This window comes from Ancylothrix sp. D3o, assembly GCF_025370775.1.
In the GTDB taxonomy this organism is placed as follows: domain Bacteria; phylum Cyanobacteriota; class Cyanobacteriia; order Cyanobacteriales; family Oscillatoriaceae; genus Ancylothrix.
In genome coordinates this window covers 501,811-522,208 of record NZ_JAMXEX010000002.1, presented here as the reverse complement: position 1 = coordinate 522,208, position 20,398 = coordinate 501,811, and the positions used below count along the sequence as shown (strand labels likewise).

Sequence of the window (20,398 nt, the reverse complement as noted above, 5' to 3'; positions counted from 1 at the left end):
GCAGGCGATGGCACAATAAGAGTGGACAGTGAGAGCAGGCACAGAAACAAGGTTTGCTCTGGCGCTGCCATTAAACAGGAATAAAACGCGATGAATTTGGACTTATCGGGTGTAAATCTATACGGTTCCTCACAGATAACTGGCCTCCGAAATGCCAGTCGAAGCGGAAGCGACCGGCAAGCATCTCCAGAACAGTTATCTTTGTCTACTGTGGGTGAGTGTCAGAATCATTACAAGCCCCTAACAAGGAAAATTGAAACGATAACCACTTACTGTAGGGACTGCTTTGTTGAACCCAGCAAAGTCCTATTGGAGGAAAACTGCGTGCAATCATCGCTGCAAGTTTTAATTGTCCAAGATTCTGAAGAAGATGCCTTATTGCTGGTACGCGAGTTGCAGCGCGAGGGTTACGAGTTAAGGTTCTCTTGCGTGGCAACGGCGAACCAAATGAGCGCCATGCTGGAGTCTGGTGTTTGGGATGTCATTTTGGCAGTAGATTGTTTGCCAGAATTCTGCATCCTAGAAGCGTTGGCGTTGGTTCAAAAAAAGGATCAACAACAACCATTTATTATTGTCTGTGATCCCCAGCGTGAGCCGTTGGCACTGGCGGCGATGAAAGCCGGTGCAGATGACTATGTGACGCTGGATAATTTGGCTCGGCTGGTGCCGGTGATTGAGCGGGAATTGCGATCTGCGGAAAGACGCCGGTGGCATATTGGTGCTGAGGCGGCTTTGCGAGCCTCAGAACGCCAACTCAGGGCAGTTTTTAATGGAGCCCTCGATGCAATGGTGATTGTGAATGACAGCGGACAATTTATGGAAGTCAATCAAGCCGCGCAGAGCTTTTTTGGCCTCACGAAAGCAGAATTGCTCTCGCGCCAAATGAAAGATTTTTTAGTTACAAACAGCAATTTTTCCCAAACTTGGCAAACGTTACTAGAAAAAGGTCAAGTCACCGGCGAACTGCGGATGTTACTGCCAAATGGTAGCACTCGTGATGTGGAATATTCAGCCACCGCCAACCTGCTCACCGGCCTACATTTAGCAGTTATTCACGATATCACCGAACGGAAACAAGCCGAAGATCAATTGCTCTATCACGCTTTTTATGATTCTCTCACCGGCCTGCCTAATCGGGCTTGGTTTTTGAATTGTTTGGGACGTTCTATTCGTCAAGCTAAACGCTCAAACAATCGTTTATTTGCTGTTTTGTTATTGGATCTTGACCGCTATCAAGTAGTTAAATATAGCTTTGGTCATTTGGTTGCCGATCAGCTTTTGATTGCGACGGCTCGCCGCATTGGTACTTGTTTAAGTCCTAAAGATATGATTGCTCGTTTAGGTGCGGATGAATTTGCAATTTTGTTATCAGATTTAGGCGATTGGCAAGAAGCTAGAGATATTGCACAGCGTCTGCATCAAGAGTTACGCTTGCCTTTTCATCTCCACGAATGTGAATTGTTTAGTACAGCGAGTATTGGCATTGCTCCAAGTAGTTTAGGTTTCGAGCAACCAGAAGATTTTCTGCGGGCGGCGGATACGGCAATGCACCATGCTAAAAAATTAGGTGGGGCGCGTTCCGAAGAGTTTGAAACTTCGATGCACACGCGGGCAATTAATTTATTGCAGTTAGAAACTGATTTGCGCCGAGCGCTAGAGCGTCAGGAACTTCGCTTACATTATCAGCCGGTGGTTTCTCTGGCTACCGGAAGTATTACAGGTTTTGAAGCGTTGGTGCGTTGGCAACATCCAGAACGGGGTTTTATTTCTCCTTTGGAGTTTATTTCTGTTGCAGAAGATACGGGTTTGATTATTCCTTTGGGTGCTTGGGTAATGCGCGAGGCGTGCCGGCAGTTGCACGAATGGCAATTGTTAATGGCTAAACATTTGCCTGGGGAAATAATGCCATTGACGATGAGTGTTAATCTTTCTGGGGTGCAGTTTGCTCAACCTGGTTTGATTGCTCAAATTGATGAAATTTTAGAGTCTACTGCCATTGCTCCGAGTAGTTTAAAGTTGGAAATTACCGAAACCGTGATTATGGAAGCTGCCGAACCGGCAACTAATTTACTTTTGCAATTAAAAAAACGTGACATACAGTTGTGTATTGATGATTTTGGCACTGGTTATTCTTCTTTGAGCCGGTTGCAACGTTTGCCGATTGATACTTTGAAAATTGATAAGTCTTTTGTTGGCAGGATGAGCTTGGAAAAGAAAAAAAATTCCGGGGGTTCTATGGTTGTTAGTGATGCTGCGTTAGCGGAAGTTGAGATTGTTAGGACTTGTATTAATTTGGCTCACAATTTGGGGATGAATGTTGTTGCTGAGGGGGTGGAAACGGCGGAACAATTGGCGATTTTGCGGTCGCTGGGGTGTGAGTTTGGTCAGGGATATTTGTTTTCTAGGCCGGTGGATTCTGAAAAGGCTCGTTCTTTATTTTTGTCTAAGTTCCAGTGGTAGGTTTCGGGAGTTGGTTAGCGTTAAATGTTTTTTAAGATCAGGTTAAAAAGCAACTAAGAACTAAGTACCCACAGGTGTAAAGGGGGATTATGAATAAATGTTTAAGTTTCTTTAGGGCAGGTTTGGCGGTTTCGGTTGGCGTTTTATAGTTATAGGTAGTTTGTTTTGGAGGGTTTGGTTATGTTTGAGGTGGATTTTTCTCCTTTAGAGGCTTGTTCTTTTATTCCGGCTGATAAGTTGGTGGCTTTGAAGCATCCTTTGGCTCAAAATCTTGAGTTGTCTATTCCCAGTTATAAGGAGGCTAATTCGGCTGAAATTCAGGCTATCCAACGCCGCGAACGTATTCCAGGGGTAGTTAAGCGGATTATCCCTTTTGATCATTTGGTTTGTTGGGAGTATTGGTGGTGTGTTCCTGGGCGTTTTTTGTTGCCGGAAGATGTGGATTTGTTGAATCGGGATCGCTTGCGTGTAGAGTCGATTTTAGAAAAGTTGGTTTGGTTATTTGGGGCTTGTTGTTTTCATAATGGCAGTAGTTGTGATGGCGATCAAGAGTTGATTTTTGATTGGGAAAAGGTTCTGGAGTTTGCGGCAAAGCAGGGGTTTGATTCTTATTTGTTAGATATTGATTTTTTCCCAACGGCTAGTAAGTTAATTCAGGATGAAAAGAAAGTTTCTCCTAACCATATTGCGGTTGAACCGGCCCACTGGCATATCGAGTTTTTTCACCTTGAGCCGGTGCAGGGGGGTTTTGAAATTGTCGATCCTAAGCCTCGTTGTAGTTGTCAAGTTTGGACGGCTAAGCCTTTTATTAAAAATTTAGAAACCGGCACGTCTCAGACTCGTTATGATTTATGGATTTCTAGCCCTTTAGATATTACTCATGCCTTTTGGCTAACGTGAAATTTAATAAAAAAGTATAATAAACTTTAGTTTTTTAGATGAGGAAAAGTTAGATTTTTTCGCGCGACTAACTTTCTCTTCTATAAGACAAGTACAGACGCGGGAGTTATGGATTTTTGGAGTTATGGAATTTGCAGCAAAATTAACATTTTTAACTTAGCAATTTTGTATATAAACCTAGGCAATATCCACTCTTAGGGCAGGGTAGAAGTTACAAGCATTACCCCTCGTGAGCCTTGCCAAAAAAGCAATAAATCAACAATCTGGGTGACAATTTGATTAATTGCTTGTGAGTGAGTTTATATGAGCGCACAGATCCGATTTTTGGGGAGGGTTCGTATCTGTGCATCTCATAGACTACAATTTGTTAATTACCGGGCTTTATTGCGTTGTCCTTTGGGGCCATTTTGCTGGTGTTGTTGCCGGTGTTGTTCCATTTGTTGCCGCTGTTCGGGAGTTAAAATTGCCGCCATTTGCTGACTCGAAGCTTCGTGTACTTGCTTCATTCTCGCTTTTTGTTCTTCCGAGAGATTGAGTGACTGAAAAACTCGACGGGGGTTTTCTCGGTTGGCGCGAGCAGTTTCTAAGCGTGCTTTTTGTTCAGATGTCAAAATATTTTCCATCTGCTGACGCTGTGATTCTTTAATGCGCTGCATTTGTTCTTGCTGTTCTGGCGTTAAATTGAGCCGGTTTTGCCGCTGTTTTGTATTTCGTTCACCCCCGGCAGCAGGAGGCGCCGGTGGCATATTTGATTGTGACAATGCCGCCGGAATATGAGCAAGGGATAAACTCAGAGAAAAAGCGCCGGCTAGCAGAGGCAAAAGTTTAATTGACTTCATAGAGAAAATAGGTTTCATACCAGTAGGAGAGAAACTAAAAAGCGAACTTTTCAGTGGTTCGATGTTCCCATTTTAGACACTGGCTTTGCTCTTCGATAAGGATCAAATTTCCTAACTTGATATAGGACTTTAGTCCTAAAGTGATTAGGATTAAAGTCCTAGTCTGTCATTTTCAAAGGTGAAATAAAGTAGAACTAGAATCATCTTAACTACTGCGGCCTCTTTTTTTTCAAATTCTGCACAAACGCTCAAACTGTTTCCCCGTAACCTCTTATGTACAGTCATTCATCTATGGTGCCTCACCCATCAATTCTTAAAAGCCACTCGTTTCGGCTTATTCTTTATCTGGAATGGATTTTGTTGGGCATTATGTTGCTTTTGCAAATTCGACCGGCCCGATTTGGCATTAATCCAGCGTCGCTAGGGTTCTCAATGTTGTGTTTAATCGGTTTCGGTTTGATGGGGCTGAAGTTGCCGGTTCAAAAATTCTCTGACAAATTAGGTTATACTCTCCTAGAATTTGGCTTATTATTTCTAAATTTTTGGTTGGATCATCGGACTGGATTTTTTCCGATGTTAGGTCTTATTATTGTAATTCGCGCTTGTCTAATGTTTCAGCAAGCCGGTCGTTTGATTGTCACCTCTCTAGTATTTATTGCTTTTTTGTTGATGCAGTTTTTCGGTTTAACAGCATCGCCACGCCCACACCACAGACCTATTCCCATCCCAGAGTCGATAGCTAACACAATTTTGACGTTGAAATTAAATACAGTTGTCACCTTTGGGCTGACGCTTTTATTTATGTTGTTATTAGTAAATGCTTTATTGGCAGAACGCGAAAGTCGAGAAAAATTGCTGAAAGCTAATGATCAATTACGTCAATATGCCTTACGAATTGAAGACCAAGCAACACTACAAGAACGTAATCGCATTGCCCGCGAAATCCATGATGCTTTGGGACACGCACTGACGGCGCAGAGTATTCAGTTAGAAAATGCGCTTTTATTTTTGCCGCCAAATGCTGAGAAAAGTGAAGCGTTTTTACGAGAAGCCAAACAGTTAGGATCTACAGCTTTAAAAGAAGTACGCCGGTCAATTTCAACGTTGCGATCTAATCCTTTACAAGGGCAATCTCTGGACGTAGCAATTACTAAAGCTGTGTCTGAGTTTCGCAATAACACCAACATTGAGCCTGAGTGTACCATCAAATTATCCCAGCCAATTCCTACGGAAATTAGCACGGCGCTTTATCGAATTGTGCAAGAGTCACTGACAAACATTTATAAACACAGCGATGCAACTTTTGTCAGAATTGATCTGCACAATACCGCAGAAGCGATTTTTCTGCAAATTGAGGATAATGGTAAAGGGTTCGATCCAAACGTAAATTCTACAGGGTTTGGACTCCAAGGAATGCGGGAACGAACAACGGCGCTGACAGGAAAGTTTTTTCTGACAAGTGAAAGTGGGAAAGGTTGCTGCATTCGTGTGTCAATTCCGTTACCGAGGCTGGGCTTATGACTGATGTTAAAATTCGTTTATTGTTGGTGGATGATCAAAGAATTATTCGTCAAGGCTTGCGGAGTCTTTTAGAGGCAAAACCTGATTTAGAAGTAGTGGGGGAAGCAGAAAATGGTCAGCAGGCGGTGGCGATGGTGGAAGCGTTGCATCCTGATGTAGTTTTGATGGATGTGCGAATGCCGGTGATGGATGGGGTGGCTGCAACTCGGATAATTTGTCAGAATTTTAGTGATTCAAAAGTGTTAGTTTTGACAACGTTTGATGATGATGAATATGTATCTAAGGCGATGCGTTTAGGGGCGAGAGGTTATTTGTTAAAAGATACCCATTCCGATGATTTGGCGGCGGCGATTCGAGCAGTTCATAAAGGTTATACTCAAATGGGGCCGGGTTTGTTAGAAAAAGCGATAACACCTGCGGTTTCTGTGCAAACTATGCCTACACATTTACCTCCAGAATTAGCAGGGTTAACGGCTAGAGAACGAGAAGTTTTATGTTTAATTGCTACTGGAGCTAATAATCGAGAAATTGCACAAGCCCTTTATCTTTCGGAACGAACGGTCAAAAATCATATTACCAGTATTTTGAGCCAGTTAAATTTGCGTGATCGCACTCAAGCTGCCGTTTTTGCTAATGCTTTTCTGCCTTTATTACGCCAAGAAAATTAAACAAAAATATCCACGTTCATCTGCGTTCATCTGCGTTTATCTGCGGTTAAAAAATGCCCCTGACCTACAAACTAAGGAAAAATCGAGTTTGTTATTAGTTGAAAAAAATGCAAACAAATGTAAAAATAACAATAAAACCATTGACATTTTGGCAATTGTGAACTCTGATATTTGGCTAAAAACAAACAAAGTCTCTACGCCTTCTGTACTTAAAACTCTTTGGGCGGATAGCCTGACGGTATTTTGGGGAGATTGGCTAGAGTTGCGGGTGCGTATTGCTCAGGTGGCTGCGTCTGGGTTAGTTTCTCCACTTATTTATATTCTGGCTTTTGGTTTGGGGTTGGGTAGTTCTGTCAAACCGGGGGCTGGGATCAGCAGTGATTATGGCAGTTATTTAGAGTTTATGTTGCCGGGGATGGTGGCGTTGTCTTCGATGGCGATTAGTTTTGGGGGGACGACGTTTTCGATTTGTGGCGACCGGCTGTTTAGTAAGACATTTGAGGAGATGTTATTGGTGCCGGTGCATCCGCTGGCGTTGTATTTTGGCAAGATGATTGCGGGTATTGTCCGGGGTTTGATGACTTCGGGTTCGGTGATTTTGGTGGCGATTGTTTTCACCGGCAAAGTTTGGGCGTTCCTCAATCCATTGTTTTTGCTGATGCTGATCCTAAATTGTGCTGTGTTTGCCGGTTTGGGGGTGATTTTGGGGTTGAGTGTGAAGTCGTTGGAGAGTGTGGGTTTGGCGAATAATTTCTTGATTGTACCGATGTCGTTTTTGGGGGCGACGTTTTTTGATCCCGCGACATTGCCGGCGGCGTTTAAGCCGGTTGTCTATTTAATGCCGTTGACTTATACGAGTATTGGGTTGCGGGCGGCGGCGTATTTGCCGATGTCTAAGTTTCCTTGGTACAGTGTGCCGGTGCTTTTGGTGGTGGCGATAGGACTTGCGGCGGTTGGTGCCTATAAGTTTTCACACCAGCAAGATTGAATTGGTTAAAGGTCAAAATGCACAAGTCGTCCCTTGTTAAGGGGGGTTTGGGGGGATCTTAGTCACAGGGCAAATGACTTTTGACCAATACATTTTTTTTTAAGAATTGTGTACCCCACCGTGATATGATTGCGGTGGCCTGAATATCCAAGCTTATTTTGGTGAACTTGCCACAAAACGACTCTCACGAACCCACGTCTACGGCGGAAGAAACTTCCCCGTCTGGTTCTGCCGCATCAGAACCAACTGGCTCAATGCAAGAGTTTTATAAACTACAGCAAGATTTGCTGTGGGGGACGATTGCATTAACGGGGATAATTTTTGTCTCTGTTTGGTTGGCTTACTCAGTTAACATTGCCCTTAATTATTTGATCGGGGCGTGCACTGGTGTGGTTTACTTGAGAATGTTGGCGAAGGACGTTGAGCGAATAGGCGTTTCTAAGGAGCGCCTGAGCAAAACTCGTTTGGCTTTATTCATTGGGTTGATTGTAGTAGCAACTCAATGGAATCAACTACAGATAATGCCAATTTTTTTGGGATTTCTGACATATAAAGCCGCGCTCATCGTTTATGTGTTGCGGACAACACTCTTGGCTGACATTAAGTAGTCAGACGAGATAGCTGAATTTCTCGCATCTGGGGAAGCCTCCTGAATCAATATGTTGGATGTGTTAAACACCCTTAACTCGCTTTCCCTCGCCAAACTGGAAGTTGGCCAGCATTTTTACTGGCACCTTGGTGGTCTCAAAATACACGGTCAAGTCTTTTTGACTTCGTGGTTTGTGATCGGTGTGCTGGTGATTGCTTCGCTGGCTGCTACTCGGAACATCCAGAGGGTGCCGAGTGGTATGCAAAACTTTATGGAGTATGCCCTGGACTTTATCAGGGATCTGGCCAAGAACCAGATAGGCGAGAAAGAGTACCGCCCTTGGGTACCTTTTGTTGGCACTTTGTTTTTGTTCATCTTTGTGTCGAACTGGTCGGGTGCTTTGGTTCCCTGGAAGCTGCTTCATTTGCCAGAAGGTGAACTAGCTGCTCCTACCAATGACATTAATACAACGGTGGCGCTGGCTTTGCTGACTTCCTTGGCATATTTTTATGCCGGTTTTAGCAAGAAGGGTTTGGGGTACTTTGCCAAGTATATCCAACCGACACCGATTCTTTTACCGATCAATATTTTGGAAGATTTTACCAAGCCGCTATCGCTGTCTTTCCGTCTTTTTGGTAACATTTTGGCGGATGAGTTAGTGGTGGCTGTGCTGGTGCTGCTGGTGCCTTTGTTTGTTCCTTTGCCGGTGATGGTGTTAGGTTTGTTTACCAGTGCAATTCAGGCGTTAATTTTCGCCACGCTGGCTGCGGCCTATATCCATGAAGCTTTGGAAGGGCATGGCGGTGAAGAGCATCACGATTAAGCAATCGCGCTCTGATTTGGTTTTGATGGGGAGTTTGAGTGGAAACATTCAAATTGCATAAAATCAAGACTCTTTGTTTAACTTTTTTCTTGTTCGTTTGTAGTTGTACTTAGGAAAAAATCATGGATCCATTAGTTGCTGCTGCTTCCGTTGTTGCCGCTTCTCTAGCTGTTGGTTTGGCCGCTATCGGCCCTGGTATTGGTCAAGGTAATGCAGCAGGTCAGGCTGTGGAAGGTATTGCTCGTCAGCCCGAAGCTGAAGGCAAAATTCGCGGTACTTTGCTGCTTAGCTTGGCATTTATGGAAGCGTTGACCATTTACGGTTTGGTGGTCGCTTTGGTTCTGTTGTTCGCCAACCCCTTCGCTGGCTAAGGTTTTTGCTTACGCTTGAGATGTGTACGGTGCGTTTTTAACGTGCCGCTACACAACCTAGATACGGCAAAAGCCGGCCCTCGTCAGTTCAATGAGATACTGCCCAGCAAGAAGATTTATTCTTCGTCTGGTTTAGGCAGTTTTCTGTGAGTTTTGACTGGTTCATATTAAGAAAGCAGAGCCGCGAACCGTTGCTATGACATACTGGACGTTTTTATTAGCAGTTGAAGCTGCAAAAGAGGAAGCGGGGGGGCTGTTTGATTTAGATGCAACATTGCCCTTAATGGCGGTGCAGTTTCTACTTTTGGCAGCAATTCTAAACGCGATTTTCTATAAGCCCCTGAGCAATGCGATTGATGAGCGGGATTCTTATGTCCGCAACAATCAAAAAGATGCGAAAGAGCGCTTACAAAAAGCCCAATTGTTAACTCGTGAATATGAGCAACAATTAGGCGATGCTCGCCGGCAAGCACAGTCAATTATTGCGGCGGCGGAAGCAGAAGCGCAGAAAGTAGCGGCGGAGCAAATTGCATCTGCCGGTAGAGAAGCGCAAGCTATCCGTGAACAAGCCCAAAAAGACATTGACCGGCAAAAACAAGAAGCGCTACAAGCTCTTGAGCAACAGGTAGACGCTCTCAGTCGCCAGATCCTCGAAAAACTACTTGGCCCTGAGTTAGCCAACCGTTAAAAAAATACAAAAATACAAAGTTTGTGTTTTTTGGGTTGGTAACAAACACACACAGTAATGGATTTGGTATCATGGGGACTTTTTGGCTATTGGCTACAGCAGCCGAGGCAGTAGAAACTGAATTAGAGCATGGTGGTTTCGGTTTAAATTTTGATCTTTTTGAAACCAACCTAATTAACCTGGCGATTATTATTGGAGTGCTGTTTTATTTCGGTCGCGGCTTTTTGGGAAATGTTTTAAGCGAACGCCGCAATCGAATTGAAACAGCAATTAAGGAAGCCGAGCAAAAGCTGCAAGAAGCAGCAACTTCGCTTTCTGAAGGCCAGCAAAAATTAACTCAAGCCCAAGCTGAGGCTGAACGCATCCGCGCTGCTGCTCAAGAACGAGCAAAAGCAGCAAAAGAGGCGATTATGGCGCAAGCTATTAAGGATGTGGAACGCTTGCGGGCTGATTCTGATAAGGATCTCGAAACTGAGAAAGAGCGGGTGGTGAATGAACTTCGCGCTCGTGTTGCAGCGATGGCGTTGCAAAAAGTTGAGTCTCAGTTGAAAGAGCGCTTAGATGATAATGCTCAAGGGCAGTTAATTGACCGCAGCATTGCGATGCTAGGGGGTCGCTGATGAAAAGTTTAGTGAGTTCTGAAATTGTAGAACCTTACGCTCAGGCTTTGATGTCTGTGGCGAAAACTCATAATTTAGCTGACCGTTTTGGGGATGAAGTTCGCGCTTTGGTGAGTGCTTTGGAAGGCTCTGCTGACCTAAGTCAATTTTTGGCGAACCCCTTTATTAAAGTGGCAGACAAAAAAGCAGTATTGCAGCGAATTGTGGGCGATGAGTCTCATCCTTTCCTGCGTAATTTTTTGATGCTGCTGGTTGATAAGGGCCGCATTCTTTTTATAGAAGGAATTGGCAAACAGTATCTTGCTCTTTTGCGTGAACTGAATCAAACGGTTTTGGCAGAAGTTGTTTCTGCTGTTGAGCTAAATGACGCTCAAAAAGAATCGGTGAAACAAAGAGTGCAAAATATTACCGGCGCTCGTTCGGTGGATTTGCAAACTACTATTGACCCCGATTTAATTGGCGGTGTCATTATTAAGGTAGGCTCGCAAATTATTGATGCGAGTTTGCGTGGTCAACTGCGCCGTATTGGTGTACGCTTAGCGGCCTAACTGATGGGAATTTGGAGTTGGAATTTAGACATTGGCTGTTTCACAAATGACCAATGACCAAGGACTAATGACAAATGACCAATTTACAAACAACTGATTACTGATAAATAACAGCAATGGTAGCAATCAGACCAGACGAAATCAGCAGCATTATTCGGCAGCAGATTGAGCAGTACGACCAAGATGTTAAGGTTTCTAACGTTGGTACGGTGCTGCAAGTTGGAGACGGTATCGCTCGGATCTATGGTTTAGAGAAGGCGATGGCCGGTGAACTGCTGGAGTTTGAAGATGGCACTATCGGGATCGCACTGAACCTCGAAGAGGATAACGTGGGTGCGGTGTTGATGGGTGAAGGCCGGGAAATTCAAGAAGGCTCTTCTGTAACCGCGACTGGCAAAATTGCTCAGGTGCCGGTGGGTGACGCTTTGGTTGGTCGCGTGGTGGATGCTTTGGGCCGGCCTATTGATGGCAAAGGCGAAATCAACACCTCTGAAAGCCGGTTAATTGAATCTCCGGCTCCTGGTATTATTGAGCGCCGCTCGGTTTATGAACCGATGCAAACCGGCATTACCGCTATCGATGCGATGATTCCCATCGGTCGTGGTCAGCGGGAATTGATCATTGGCGACCGGCAAACCGGCAAAACCGCAATTGCGATTGACACGATTATTAACCAAAAATCGGAAAACGTGATCTGCGTTTATGTTGCCATCGGTCAAAAAGCCTCTACGGTTGCTAACGTGGTCAACGTTTTGCAAGAAAAAGGCGCGATGGATTATACAATCGTCGTCGCTGCAAACGCAAGTGACCCGGCTACCTTGCAATACTTGGCTCCTTATACCGGCGCAAGTATGGCTGAGTATTTCATGTATAAAGGCAAGCATACGCTTGTTATATATGATGACTTGTCCAAGCAAGCCCAAGCTTACCGTCAAATGTCTTTGTTGCTCCGCCGTCCGCCGGGTCGGGAAGCTTACCCTGGGGATGTGTTCTATCTCCACTCTCGTTTGCTCGAACGCGCTGCGAAACTCAGCAACGAATTGGGTGAAGGTAGCATGACGGCTTTGCCGATCATTGAAACTCAGGCCGGTGACGTTTCTGCCTATATTCCGACGAACGTTATTTCAATTACCGACGGTCAGATTTTCTTGTCTTCTAACTTGTTTAACTCTGGTTTCCGTCCGGCGGTAAACCCTGGGATTTCTGTGTCCCGTGTGGGTTCTGCGGCTCAAACCAAGGCGATGAAAAAGGTTGCAGGTAAGGTGAAATTGGAGTTGGCGCAGTTTGAAGAATTGGCTGCGTTTGCTCAGTTTGCTTCTGACTTGGATCAAGCAACTCAAAACCAATTGGCTCGCGGTCAACGTTTGCGTGAGTTGCTGAAACAGGCTCAAAATTCTCCTCTGCCTTTGAATGAGCAAGTAGCAATTATCTATGCAGGGATTAATGGTTATCTTGATGATATCCCTGCGGATAAGATATCAATTTTCACCAAGGGTTTCCGCGAATATTTGCGGACTAGCAAGGCGAAATATGGTGAAATCGTGCAAGGTCAAAAACAATTGACTGATGAGGCAGAAAATCTGCTCAAAGAAGGCATTTCTGAGTTTAAGCAGTCCTTCAAGGCAGCCGCTTAGTGTTTCTCTGGTTCCCAGGCGTTGCCTGGGAATTTCTTCGTTTTCTCGTTCCCAGGCAATGTCTGGGAATGCCTATTCAGAGGCTCTGCCTCGTTCTACATAGTGAGGGAGAGCCTCACGATCTGCGTTCTCTGGCTTAGCCAGGGCACGAGAGTATAAGGGGATAGAGGTTAGGAATTATGGCAAATTTAAAGGCAATTCGAGATCAAATTCTGTCGGTTAAAAATACAAAGAAAATCACTGAAGCAATGCGTCTGGTGGCGGCGGCTAAGGTTCGTCGTGCTCAGGAGCAGGTGATTGCTACTCGTCCTTTTGCGGATCGTTTGGCTCAGGTTTTGTACGGCTTGCAGGCGCGTCTGCGGTTTGAGGATGCAGACTTACCTCTGTTGAAACAACGTGAGGTTAAGTGTGTCGGTCTTTTGGTGATTTCGGGTGATCGCGGTTTGTGCGGCGGTTATAACACGAATATTATTAAACGGGCTGAGGCACGGGCTAAAGAACTGAAGGCGGAAGGTCTGGACTATAAGTTTGTTTTGGTTGGACGTAAGGCGATTCAGTATTTCCAACGTCGAAATCAACCGATTGCTGCTACTTATACGGGTTTGGAGCAGGTGCCGAATTCTTCTGAGGCTTCGCAAATTGCTGATGAACTTTTGTCGCTGTTTCTGTCGGAAGGTGTGGATCGCTTTGAGTTGATTTATACGAAGTTTGTTTCGTTGATTAGCTCTCGGCCGGTTGTTCAAACTTTGTTGCCTTTGACTCCGCAAGGGTTGGAAGTTACGGATGATGAAATTTTCCGTTTGACGACTCGTGGCGGTGCTTTTGAGGTGACGCGGGAGAAAATGGCTTCGCAGGTTAAGGCTCTCCCCCGCGATATGCTTTTTGAGCAAGATCCTACTCAAATTCTTGATGCTTTGTTGCCGCTTTATTTGAATAATCAATTGTTGCGTGCTTTGCAGGAGTCTGCTGCTAGTGAGTTGGCGGCGCGGATGACTGCGATGAGTAGTGCAAGTGATAATGCTAAGCAGTTGATTGGTTCTTTGACTTTGACTTATAACAAGGCTCGTCAGGCGGCAATTACTCAGGAGATTCTTGAGGTTTGCGGTGGTGCTGAGGCGCTGCGCGGTTAAAGTTAGGTTTAGATATTTACGAGTGTTTGGCGTCTGGGGTGACTCAGGCGCTTTTTTTGTGGGTTGAGGTTGGTAGAGACGTTCTGGCAGAACGTCTGTACGGTGCCGCTGTCTACACGAAAGCCACCGGTTAAAACAGGTGTCTACAGGAAGGAAGTCCCGAAGGGACTATGAGGTGGTGGGGGGTTGTTAGAATTAGGGGCAGGAATAGCAATGGATTTTATTTATTTAAGGGCGTTATGATGACAGCAATTTTGGAAAAGAAAAACGCTGCTTGTTTTCAGGAAGGTTGCTTGACTTTATATGATGTGTCTTGGCAACAATGTGAGGCAATTGAGGCGGCTTTTGAGGGGATTTGTGGGTTGCGTTTTGTTTATTTAGATGGAATTTTGGATATTATGGCTCCGCTTTCTGATGAACATGAAGAATCTAAAAGTACAATTGGTTTATTAGTTGAAGCTTATTTGCAACATATAGGTATTCGGTTTTACGCTCGCGGTGGCCCTACTTTGGGGAGTAAAGCTTTGGGTGCGCGAAAGGAGCCTGATGAGTCTTATAGTTTGGGGTCAAAAAAGCCGGTTCCTGATATTGCAATTGAGGTGGTGGTGACGAGTGGGGGTGTGGAGGTTTTGGAGGTTTATAAGCTTTTGGGGGTGGCTGAAGTTTGGTTTTGGCAAGATAATCAAATGATGGTTTTTTGTTTGGGTGAGGGGGGTTATGTGCGGTGTGAAAAAAGTGGTTTGTTGCCAGATTTGGATTTGGTTTTGTTGTCTAAATATGTGAATTTTACGGATCAATTTGATGCTGTTAATGAGTTTCGCTCTGTGATTCGTGGGGAGGATGTTGGTTAGGATATTTGCTATAAATTATTGGTTTTAACTACTAGCACTTAAAATCAAAAGTGTGTTTTTATAATCAAAAATTCGATTTCCTTACGCGAATAGCTACCCTAGAAATAGATCACTAAAAAGGGTGGAAAATGCCCACCCTACCAAACCTAAACCGGCACGTTATCTCGAATAGCACCGGCAGTTGCTAATGTTTGCGCCGCTTCTTGCATTAATTCTATATCTTTTGCCAACCATTCCCGCCGGCCTGTGCAATGATGGGCAATTAATAATCCCCATAACCCTTGAGCATTGAGAACCGGCACCACTAAATTTGCTCGCACTTTTAGCTGTCTCAAAAAATCTCTATGGCATTCGTGTATTGGTTCGGTTTCTATGTCTGGAACGGCTCGCACTCTCCCCGCTAAATACATGGCGGCATAATCTCCATTAAAACATTGATCTGGGCCGGTTTGTCCGATAATTGATAAATTTTTATCGAGCAAAGATTCAAAAGTTACTTGTCCTTCCCATTGCCGGTAAAAGTAATATAAAACCACCCGATCTACTTGTAATGTTTGACGCAGGTTGTCTGTTGTGGATTGGACAATTGCATCTTTTCTCAGGGTTTTATAGAGCCGGCTTGTAATTCTTTCTAAGTTCGCATCAGACATAAGTATTCTTGTGTGAGATGTGGTTGTGTGCGGATGGGATAAAGTCAGCGAACACGCTCAGCAAAAATATCTGAGGGGTGTTATTTTACTTGTTTCCCCCCAATCTTTGATTATAACATAAATGGTCTTTTAATCTCTTTGTTTCTTGACCAACCGGCCTTTTTCAGCACCGGCCATGATATAATTTTTCTGCAAGTGCCGGCTTTCGCCTTTGCAAAGGAGTCTTAATAAATGCCGCAAGATTTATCATTAAATGAGCTATTAATTAAAATTAGCCAAGCTTACACAGATGCAGAAAGTAAAGTGGGACAATGTAATGTTTTAGTGATAGGGAAAACCGGCGTCGGCAAAAGTACGTTAATTAATGCTGTGTTTCAAGAACGTTTGGCAGAAACCGGCGTGGGAAGACCAATTACTCAAAGTATCCGTCAATATACAAAGCAAAATTGCCCGATTACTGTCTATGATACTCTGGGGTTAGAGTTGGATGAGGAAAAAGTTAAAAAAGTTCAATTTGAAGTCGATAAGCTGATAGAAGACCAAAGAATGCTGCCGGCAAAGGATCATATTCATGTAATATGGTATTGTATTAATCACGAAACGGGCCGGTTTGAGGAAATTGAAGAGGAATGGCTGAGGGAATTGGTACATAAAGAAGTGCCGGTGATTTTGGTTTTGACACAGGCAATTTCTCTTGATGAGGAAGAGAATAGCAGCGAGTTTTTGAAGTGGTTGGAGAGGAAAAATCTGCCGGTGAGTTATTTGGTGCCGGTGTTGGCAGAAGATAAAAAGGTAGGGAAGTTTAATATAGAATCTTATGGTTTAGAAAGATTGGTGGAGGCGACGTTTGAATTGTTGCCGGATGTGGCACAAAAAGCTTTTGTAAAGGAGCAAATTGCTAGTATTAAATTGAAGTCGGAAGCGGCGTTTAAATATGTAAGTGGTTATGTGGCTAGTTCGGCTATTGTTGGGGCTTCTCCTATTCCGTTTTCGGACGCTTTGCTGTTAATTCCGATGCAAACAACGATGCTGGCTCATATTACGGTAATTTTTGGATTGCCGTTTGATAAAGCTTTTATTAGTGGGGTGCTTTCTTCTATAGCCGGTGTGGGGGGAATGGCGGCGACGGGGAGATTTATTGTGACGAATGTTTTGAAGTTAATTCCGGGTGCGGGGACGGTTTTAGGTGGTGCTATTTCGGCGGCGACTGCGGCGACTTTGACGATGGCTTTGGGGTTGGCTTATATTGAGTTATTGAGGGTTTATTTGCAGGCTCAAATTAGTGGGAAAAGTTTGTCTATGGGGGATTTAACGCGGTTGTTTGGGGAGTTTTATAAGGATTATGCGACGTCGGGAAGGAAGACGCTTAAGGATGATGAGCCGGTGCCCCGTGAGATTGATATTGAGTAAAGCGCCACCGGTTAAAACCGGCGTCTACAGAAATAAAACCCCGGTGGGGTTAGATAAGTTAATTATTTAGTTTGAAAGGCTTTTTTCGGGTAGTTTTAACCGGCGACTAAAATTAAAATCGGCACCTACAATAAGAAAATACAGTTTTAGGGTTAGAAGCGATGGCCGGTGGGGGGATTTTTTGCTAGACTAGATTTAGTTTAACTGTTATAAAACAATGCTCCAAACAGAAAAAAATTCTCACTTCCAAAAAGCTCTAGAAATCTTAGAATCTCTTACGTTGGAAGAACAAGAAGTTATGGTAAATATTCTTCAAAATCGCATTAAACAACAGCGCCGCGCTGAATTGGTTAATGCTGTTAATGAATCTCGCCAAGAATATGCACAAGGAAAAGTTAAAACAGGCTCAATTGCTGATCTATTAGCGGAGTTAGACAGTTAATGCGGTTGCTTTGGAGTTCTAGGTTTGTGAGAGATTTTAAGCGCGTGTCTCGTCAAAATCCACAGCTACGCACGGCTGTTGAAGAAACTTTGCAACAATTGACAGCAGATGCCTTTCATCCTAGCTTGAAAACTCATAAGCTGAAAGGAGATTTATCGGGCGTTTGGTCTTGTTCTATTGATTATAGCAATCGCATTCTATTTGAATTTGTGCCGGATGACGATTCTCAGGAAGAGGTGATTTTACTTCACACTCTAGGTTCCCATGATGAGGTTTATTAGAAGGGGTAGTACATAGCTGAAAAAATTTCGAGTCGCCTGCCGGTGACAACCAAAAGGGAAAAGAAAAGAAGGGAAAAGAGCAAAAGTGCTAAGGGCTAAGTCAAGGGGAAACAGCAACGCGAAAACTGCTGAACCTCCACCAGTAGGCAGGCTGAAGCCAGTCACGATAAGCGCAACGGCAAAGCCTCCCATAGTAGTACCAAGAACCTCCACGCCGTACCCGGTATTGAGAATCACCTCCAATTTCCCAAGCGCTACCATCCACAGGCGCACCATTATAATTTTCATGCCAAACATCCTGACACCATTCCCAAACATTGCCGTGCATATCGTATAAACCAAAGGCATTGGGTGGAAAACTGCCTACATCTGTTGTTTGTTCACTATCTTTTCCTTCTGGTGCAGAGGCGTAGGGATACTTGCCATTATAGTTAACTAAATCTGGGGTTATTGTTTCGCCAAAATGAAAGGGTGTGGATGTTCCTGCACGACAAGCATATTCCCATTCTGCCTCACTCGGTAAGCGATAATTTTTGCCGGTTTTTTTGCTAAGTCTGGCACAAAATTCGATAGCAGCCTCCCAGCTTACTTGCGAAACCGGCCTATTTGTACCTTTAAAAAGAGATGGATCTGGGTCTAAGTCTTGTTTAACTTTGGCTAAGCTTGCAACTGCTTTCCATTGTGCCTGAGTGACGGCATATTTCCCCAGATAAAAAGGCTTGACTGTTACCGAATGTTGCGGACTTTCATTGTTGCTTCTGTCAGCTTCTGAAGTGGGGGAACCCATGTTAAATGTACCCCCTGGAATTGATACCATATCTAGTATTATCCCAGCGCCTAAATCTTCTGTGAAATATTCGGCTTGTTGGCGTTGGCGCTTAATTTCTTTCCCCTCAGCATCCACAGTCACTACTTCAAAGTCAAACGATTTTAACTGCATTTGCTCAATCCTTAATTTATTATCTAAAACCTCTCTATATTCTACATTTATTTGTAAAGCAGGCATCTGGCCTGCTTTACATCTACACTGCAAGGGTTAACAAACCACCCTAAACCCCAAATTATCCTCTTTTTTCTCCACCAAATCTCTATCCCGATAAGCACACCGGCACATCAACAAATTACTACACCAAGAACCCCCACGCTGCACCCGAAATTTATCATCTCCGCCTATTTTCCAAACTCTACCATCAGTAGGTGCTTCCTGATAATTATCATGCCAAAAATCAGCGCACCATTCCCAGACATTCCCGTGCATATCATACAAGCCAAAATCATTAGCAAACCCAAAACTACCCACATCAGTTGTTTCTTGAATTTCCTGTTTTTTCCAACCAAACCATCCCCCCGACACCCCCGCATCAAAATTAGCTAACTGCGGAATCATCGTTTCCCCAAAACAAAAATCCGTCATCATTCCCCCCCGACAAGCATATTCCCATTCCGCCTCTGAAGGAAGCCGGTAACTTTTGCCAGTCAGCCGCGAAAGTCGGGCACAAAACTCGATAGCATCTTCCCATGAAACACACTCCACCGGCCTATTTTTACCCTTAAATTTTGCCGGTTCTTTTTCCAAAACTCTACTCACTTTCGGCAAACTTGCAACTGCCTTCCATTGCGCCTGAGTCACGGTAAATTTCCCCATAAAAAACGGCTTAATTTGCACCGAATGCTGCGGATATTCCCGCGTTAAATATTTGCCTCTTGGCGAACCCATCAAAAAAATACCCCCCGGAATAGAAACCATTTCTAAACTGACTCCACCTGGCAATTTTTCCACAAAGCTTTCTGCGATTTTGCGTTGCCGGTTAATTTCTTTCCCCCGCGCATCTAACCTAATTACTTCAAATTCCGAAACTTGGTTCACCGGCTCTTTTTTCTCTGCCGTTTCTATCGCCTTGGCTTTTGGCTGATTGATTGCCTTTTTGCTACTTTGTGCTACCGCGACATTTTTGGCTACTTTCGTTTGCAAAACTTGCAAAACTTCCCCGGCTGACTGATATCTTTCCTTCACATAATCAGACAACAAATTATCTAAAATTGCCCCAAGTTGCGGCGAAAACTCTATTCCTTCGGGCAACTTTTCTCGCCATAACCAATTGCCAGTTAAGTTATCATAAAGCTCATCTGAACCATCATCTTTTGGAAAAATCCCCGTCATTAACCGAATACAAGTCACAGCCAAACTATACAAATCACTCGCAGGATAAGCTATACCTCGCATTTGCTCAATTGGTGCATAACCAGGCGTGCCGGTCATTGTACCTTGCCGGCTTAATAAATTCCCCGTCCACTGTTTCGCTACCCCAAAATCAATTAACACATATTCCCCCCCATTTCCCCTACCAAAAACAGGTAAAAATTGCCGATTTTCCCGCTGAATAATATTATCAGGCTTAATATCCCTGTGAATTACCTTTCGCTCATGGATAAACTGCAACAACGGCAAAACATCACCCAATAATTCCCTTATTTGCACTTCATTAAAAGTTTGCTTTTGTGCCAACTCCATCAAAGTTTCACCCTTAATGAATTGCTGCACTAAATATAAACAATTACCTTCTTGAAAATAAGCATAAAGTGTAGGAATTTGCGGGTGATCTTCCAAATGTATAAGCTTTTCTGCTTCCTCATTAAATAATTGCACAGCCTTTTGATAAGCAGCCGGTATAAACAGCGAAGGAGCAAACTGTTTTACTACACAAATTGCCCTACGCCGGTCTTCATCTTGCGCCAAAAAAGTCTTAGCAAAACCGCCTTGACTCAACGGACGAATTATGCTATATCTTCCTCTAAGTAAAAGCGAACTTCCACAGCTTTTACAAACTTTTGCACTGCTAGTATTTTCTGGTTTTTGGCAACTTGGATTTAAACAATAAAGCATTTTTTAGACAAATCAAATAAAAATCTAATTCTATTGTGCCGCAAATTCTGGTAGGTTGGGTTTCGTTCCTCAACCCAACCTACCCGACACAATGTTAAACT

At 43.9% G+C, this 20,398-nt stretch carries 20 protein-coding genes and 1 pseudogene; 17 read left to right on the top strand and 4 right to left on the bottom strand.

Annotated elements, in window-relative coordinates:
* The first annotated feature begins 90 nt into the window (after positions 1-90).
* On the top strand, positions 91-2,460 hold the full coding sequence (locus NG798_RS06535; RefSeq protein ID WP_261221234.1) for a bifunctional diguanylate cyclase/phosphodiesterase: 2,370 nt from the start codon (positions 91-93) through the stop codon (positions 2,458-2,460).
* Positions 2,461-2,640: 180 nt separating this feature from the next.
* Entirely contained in the window at positions 2,641-3,360 is a 720-nt protein-coding gene (locus NG798_RS06530; RefSeq protein ID WP_261221232.1) for a hypothetical protein, read from the top strand.
* Between the two features lie 371 nt (positions 3,361-3,731).
* Here NG798_RS06530 and NG798_RS06525 read toward each other — a convergent pair whose 3' ends face one another.
* Entirely contained in the window at positions 3,732-4,199 is a 468-nt protein-coding gene (locus NG798_RS06525; protein WP_261221230.1) for a Spy/CpxP family protein refolding chaperone, read from the bottom strand.
* A 273-nt stretch (positions 4,200-4,472) separates the two neighbouring features.
* Between NG798_RS06525 and NG798_RS06520 the strand changes: the two genes are divergently transcribed.
* The 12 genes from NG798_RS06520 to NG798_RS06465 all read left to right on the top strand — a co-directional run bounded on the left by NG798_RS06520 (position 4,473) and on the right by NG798_RS06465 (position 14,630).
* A complete protein-coding gene (locus NG798_RS06520; protein WP_261221229.1) occupies positions 4,473-5,720 on the top strand; it encodes a sensor histidine kinase in 1,248 nt (415 codons plus the stop codon).
* Positions 5,717-6,388, top strand: coding sequence for a response regulator transcription factor (locus tag NG798_RS06515; protein WP_261221227.1), 672 nt, complete (start codon positions 5,717-5,719; stop codon positions 6,386-6,388). The genes NG798_RS06520 and NG798_RS06515 overlap by 4 nt, the downstream gene beginning before the upstream one ends.
* Positions 6,389-6,545: 157 nt before the next feature.
* The gene (locus NG798_RS06510; RefSeq protein ID WP_261221225.1) at positions 6,546-7,376 is read left to right on the top strand and encodes an ABC transporter permease; all 831 of its coding nucleotides are present in this window, start codon (positions 6,546-6,548) and stop codon (positions 7,374-7,376) included.
* 161 nt (positions 7,377-7,537) lie between these two features.
* On the top strand, positions 7,538-7,984 hold the full coding sequence (locus NG798_RS06505) for an ATP synthase subunit I (protein WP_317619562.1): 447 nt from the start codon (positions 7,538-7,540) through the stop codon (positions 7,982-7,984).
* A gap of 45 nt (positions 7,985-8,029) precedes the next feature.
* Complete coding sequence (atpB, locus tag NG798_RS06500; RefSeq protein ID WP_261221548.1) at positions 8,030-8,788, top strand: F0F1 ATP synthase subunit A; 759 nt, start codon at positions 8,030-8,032, stop codon at positions 8,786-8,788.
* A 122-nt stretch (positions 8,789-8,910) separates the two neighbouring features.
* Positions 8,911-9,159 carry an ATP synthase F0 subunit C gene (gene atpE / locus NG798_RS06495; protein ID WP_261221224.1) on the top strand — a complete coding sequence of 83 codons (249 nt, stop codon included), beginning with the start codon at positions 8,911-8,913 and terminating at the stop codon, positions 9,157-9,159.
* A gap of 196 nt (positions 9,160-9,355) precedes the next feature.
* Complete coding sequence (locus tag NG798_RS06490; protein WP_261221222.1) at positions 9,356-9,847, top strand: F0F1 ATP synthase subunit B'; 492 nt, start codon at positions 9,356-9,358, stop codon at positions 9,845-9,847.
* 71 nt (positions 9,848-9,918) lie between these two features.
* A complete protein-coding gene (locus tag NG798_RS06485) occupies positions 9,919-10,467 on the top strand; it encodes a F0F1 ATP synthase subunit B (protein ID WP_261221220.1) in 549 nt (182 codons plus the stop codon).
* Positions 10,467-11,015, top strand: a complete 549-nt coding sequence (atpH, locus tag NG798_RS06480) for an ATP synthase F1 subunit delta (protein WP_261221219.1) — start codon at positions 10,467-10,469, stop codon at positions 11,013-11,015. The genes NG798_RS06485 and atpH overlap by 1 nt, the downstream gene beginning before the upstream one ends.
* A 116-nt stretch (positions 11,016-11,131) precedes the next feature.
* Positions 11,132-12,649 carry a F0F1 ATP synthase subunit alpha gene (atpA, locus tag NG798_RS06475; protein WP_261221217.1) on the top strand — a complete coding sequence of 506 codons (1,518 nt, stop codon included), beginning with the start codon at positions 11,132-11,134 and terminating at the stop codon, positions 12,647-12,649.
* A gap of 179 nt (positions 12,650-12,828) precedes the next feature.
* Entirely contained in the window at positions 12,829-13,779 is a 951-nt protein-coding gene (locus NG798_RS06470; RefSeq protein WP_261221215.1) for a F0F1 ATP synthase subunit gamma, read from the top strand.
* 239 nt (positions 13,780-14,018) lie between these two features.
* Complete coding sequence (locus tag NG798_RS06465) at positions 14,019-14,630, top strand: Uma2 family endonuclease (RefSeq protein WP_261221213.1); 612 nt, start codon at positions 14,019-14,021, stop codon at positions 14,628-14,630.
* A gap of 146 nt (positions 14,631-14,776) precedes the next feature.
* On the opposite strand, the gene NG798_RS06460 is transcribed toward NG798_RS06465, so the two are convergent.
* Entirely contained in the window at positions 14,777-15,280 is a 504-nt protein-coding gene (locus NG798_RS06460) for a GAF domain-containing protein (protein ID WP_261221211.1), read from the bottom strand.
* Between the two features lie 231 nt (positions 15,281-15,511).
* On the opposite strand from NG798_RS06460, the gene NG798_RS06455 reads away from it, so the two are divergent.
* From NG798_RS06455 to NG798_RS06445, 3 genes are all read left to right on the top strand, one after another.
* Complete coding sequence (locus NG798_RS06455) at positions 15,512-16,690, top strand: YcjF family protein (RefSeq protein ID WP_261221209.1); 1,179 nt, start codon at positions 15,512-15,514, stop codon at positions 16,688-16,690.
* Between the two features lie 217 nt (positions 16,691-16,907).
* On the top strand, positions 16,908-17,132 hold the full coding sequence (locus tag NG798_RS06450; RefSeq protein ID WP_261221207.1) for a hypothetical protein: 225 nt from the start codon (positions 16,908-16,910) through the stop codon (positions 17,130-17,132).
* Positions 17,132-17,413 carry a type II toxin-antitoxin system mRNA interferase toxin, RelE/StbE family gene (locus tag NG798_RS06445; protein WP_261221204.1) on the top strand — a complete coding sequence of 94 codons (282 nt, stop codon included), beginning with the start codon at positions 17,132-17,134 and terminating at the stop codon, positions 17,411-17,413. Before NG798_RS06450 ends, NG798_RS06445 begins: the two co-directional genes overlap by 1 nt.
* Before the next feature lie 100 nt (positions 17,414-17,513).
* Here the strand turns inward: NG798_RS06445 and NG798_RS06440 are convergent.
* Positions 17,514-18,347 (bottom strand): annotated as a pseudogene (locus NG798_RS06440) (formylglycine-generating enzyme family protein); the annotation flags it as partial.
* A gap of 102 nt (positions 18,348-18,449) precedes the next feature.
* Positions 18,450-20,297: a bifunctional serine/threonine-protein kinase/formylglycine-generating enzyme family protein gene (locus NG798_RS06435; protein ID WP_261221202.1), complete on the bottom strand. Its 1,848-nt coding sequence runs from the start codon at positions 20,295-20,297 to the stop codon at positions 18,450-18,452.
* Positions 20,298-20,398: the final 101 nt, after the last annotated feature.

Excerpts from the sequence above, each read along its gene's own strand:
- NG798_RS06535 (WP_261221234.1), top strand. The coding sequence starts at position 91 with ATGAATTTGGACTTATCGGGTGTAAATCTATACGGTTCCTCACAGATA.
- NG798_RS06530 (WP_261221232.1), top strand. The coding sequence starts at position 2,641 with ATGTTTGAGGTGGATTTTTCTCCTTTAGAGGCTTGTTCTTTTATTCCG.
- NG798_RS06525 (WP_261221230.1), bottom strand. The coding sequence starts at position 4,199 with ATGAAGTCAATTAAACTTTTGCCTCTGCTAGCCGGCGCTTTTTCTCTG.
- NG798_RS06520 (WP_261221229.1), top strand. The coding sequence starts at position 4,473 with ATGTACAGTCATTCATCTATGGTGCCTCACCCATCAATTCTTAAAAGC.
- NG798_RS06515 (WP_261221227.1), top strand. The coding sequence starts at position 5,717 with ATGACTGATGTTAAAATTCGTTTATTGTTGGTGGATGATCAAAGAATT.
- atpE (WP_261221224.1), top strand. The coding sequence starts at position 8,911 with ATGGATCCATTAGTTGCTGCTGCTTCCGTTGTTGCCGCTTCTCTAGCT.
- NG798_RS06490 (WP_261221222.1), top strand. The coding sequence starts at position 9,356 with ATGACATACTGGACGTTTTTATTAGCAGTTGAAGCTGCAAAAGAGGAA.
- NG798_RS06485 (WP_261221220.1), top strand. The coding sequence starts at position 9,919 with ATGGGGACTTTTTGGCTATTGGCTACAGCAGCCGAGGCAGTAGAAACT.
- atpH (WP_261221219.1), top strand. The coding sequence starts at position 10,467 with ATGAAAAGTTTAGTGAGTTCTGAAATTGTAGAACCTTACGCTCAGGCT.
- atpA (WP_261221217.1), top strand. The coding sequence starts at position 11,132 with ATGGTAGCAATCAGACCAGACGAAATCAGCAGCATTATTCGGCAGCAG.
- NG798_RS06470 (WP_261221215.1), top strand. The coding sequence starts at position 12,829 with ATGGCAAATTTAAAGGCAATTCGAGATCAAATTCTGTCGGTTAAAAAT.
- NG798_RS06465 (WP_261221213.1), top strand. The coding sequence starts at position 14,019 with ATGATGACAGCAATTTTGGAAAAGAAAAACGCTGCTTGTTTTCAGGAA.
- NG798_RS06460 (WP_261221211.1), bottom strand. The coding sequence starts at position 15,280 with ATGTCTGATGCGAACTTAGAAAGAATTACAAGCCGGCTCTATAAAACC.
- NG798_RS06455 (WP_261221209.1), top strand. The coding sequence starts at position 15,512 with ATGCCGCAAGATTTATCATTAAATGAGCTATTAATTAAAATTAGCCAA.
- NG798_RS06450 (WP_261221207.1), top strand. The coding sequence starts at position 16,908 with ATGCTCCAAACAGAAAAAAATTCTCACTTCCAAAAAGCTCTAGAAATC.
- NG798_RS06445 (WP_261221204.1), top strand. The coding sequence starts at position 17,132 with ATGCGGTTGCTTTGGAGTTCTAGGTTTGTGAGAGATTTTAAGCGCGTG.
- NG798_RS06435 (WP_261221202.1), bottom strand. The coding sequence starts at position 20,297 with ATGCTTTATTGTTTAAATCCAAGTTGCCAAAAACCAGAAAATACTAGC.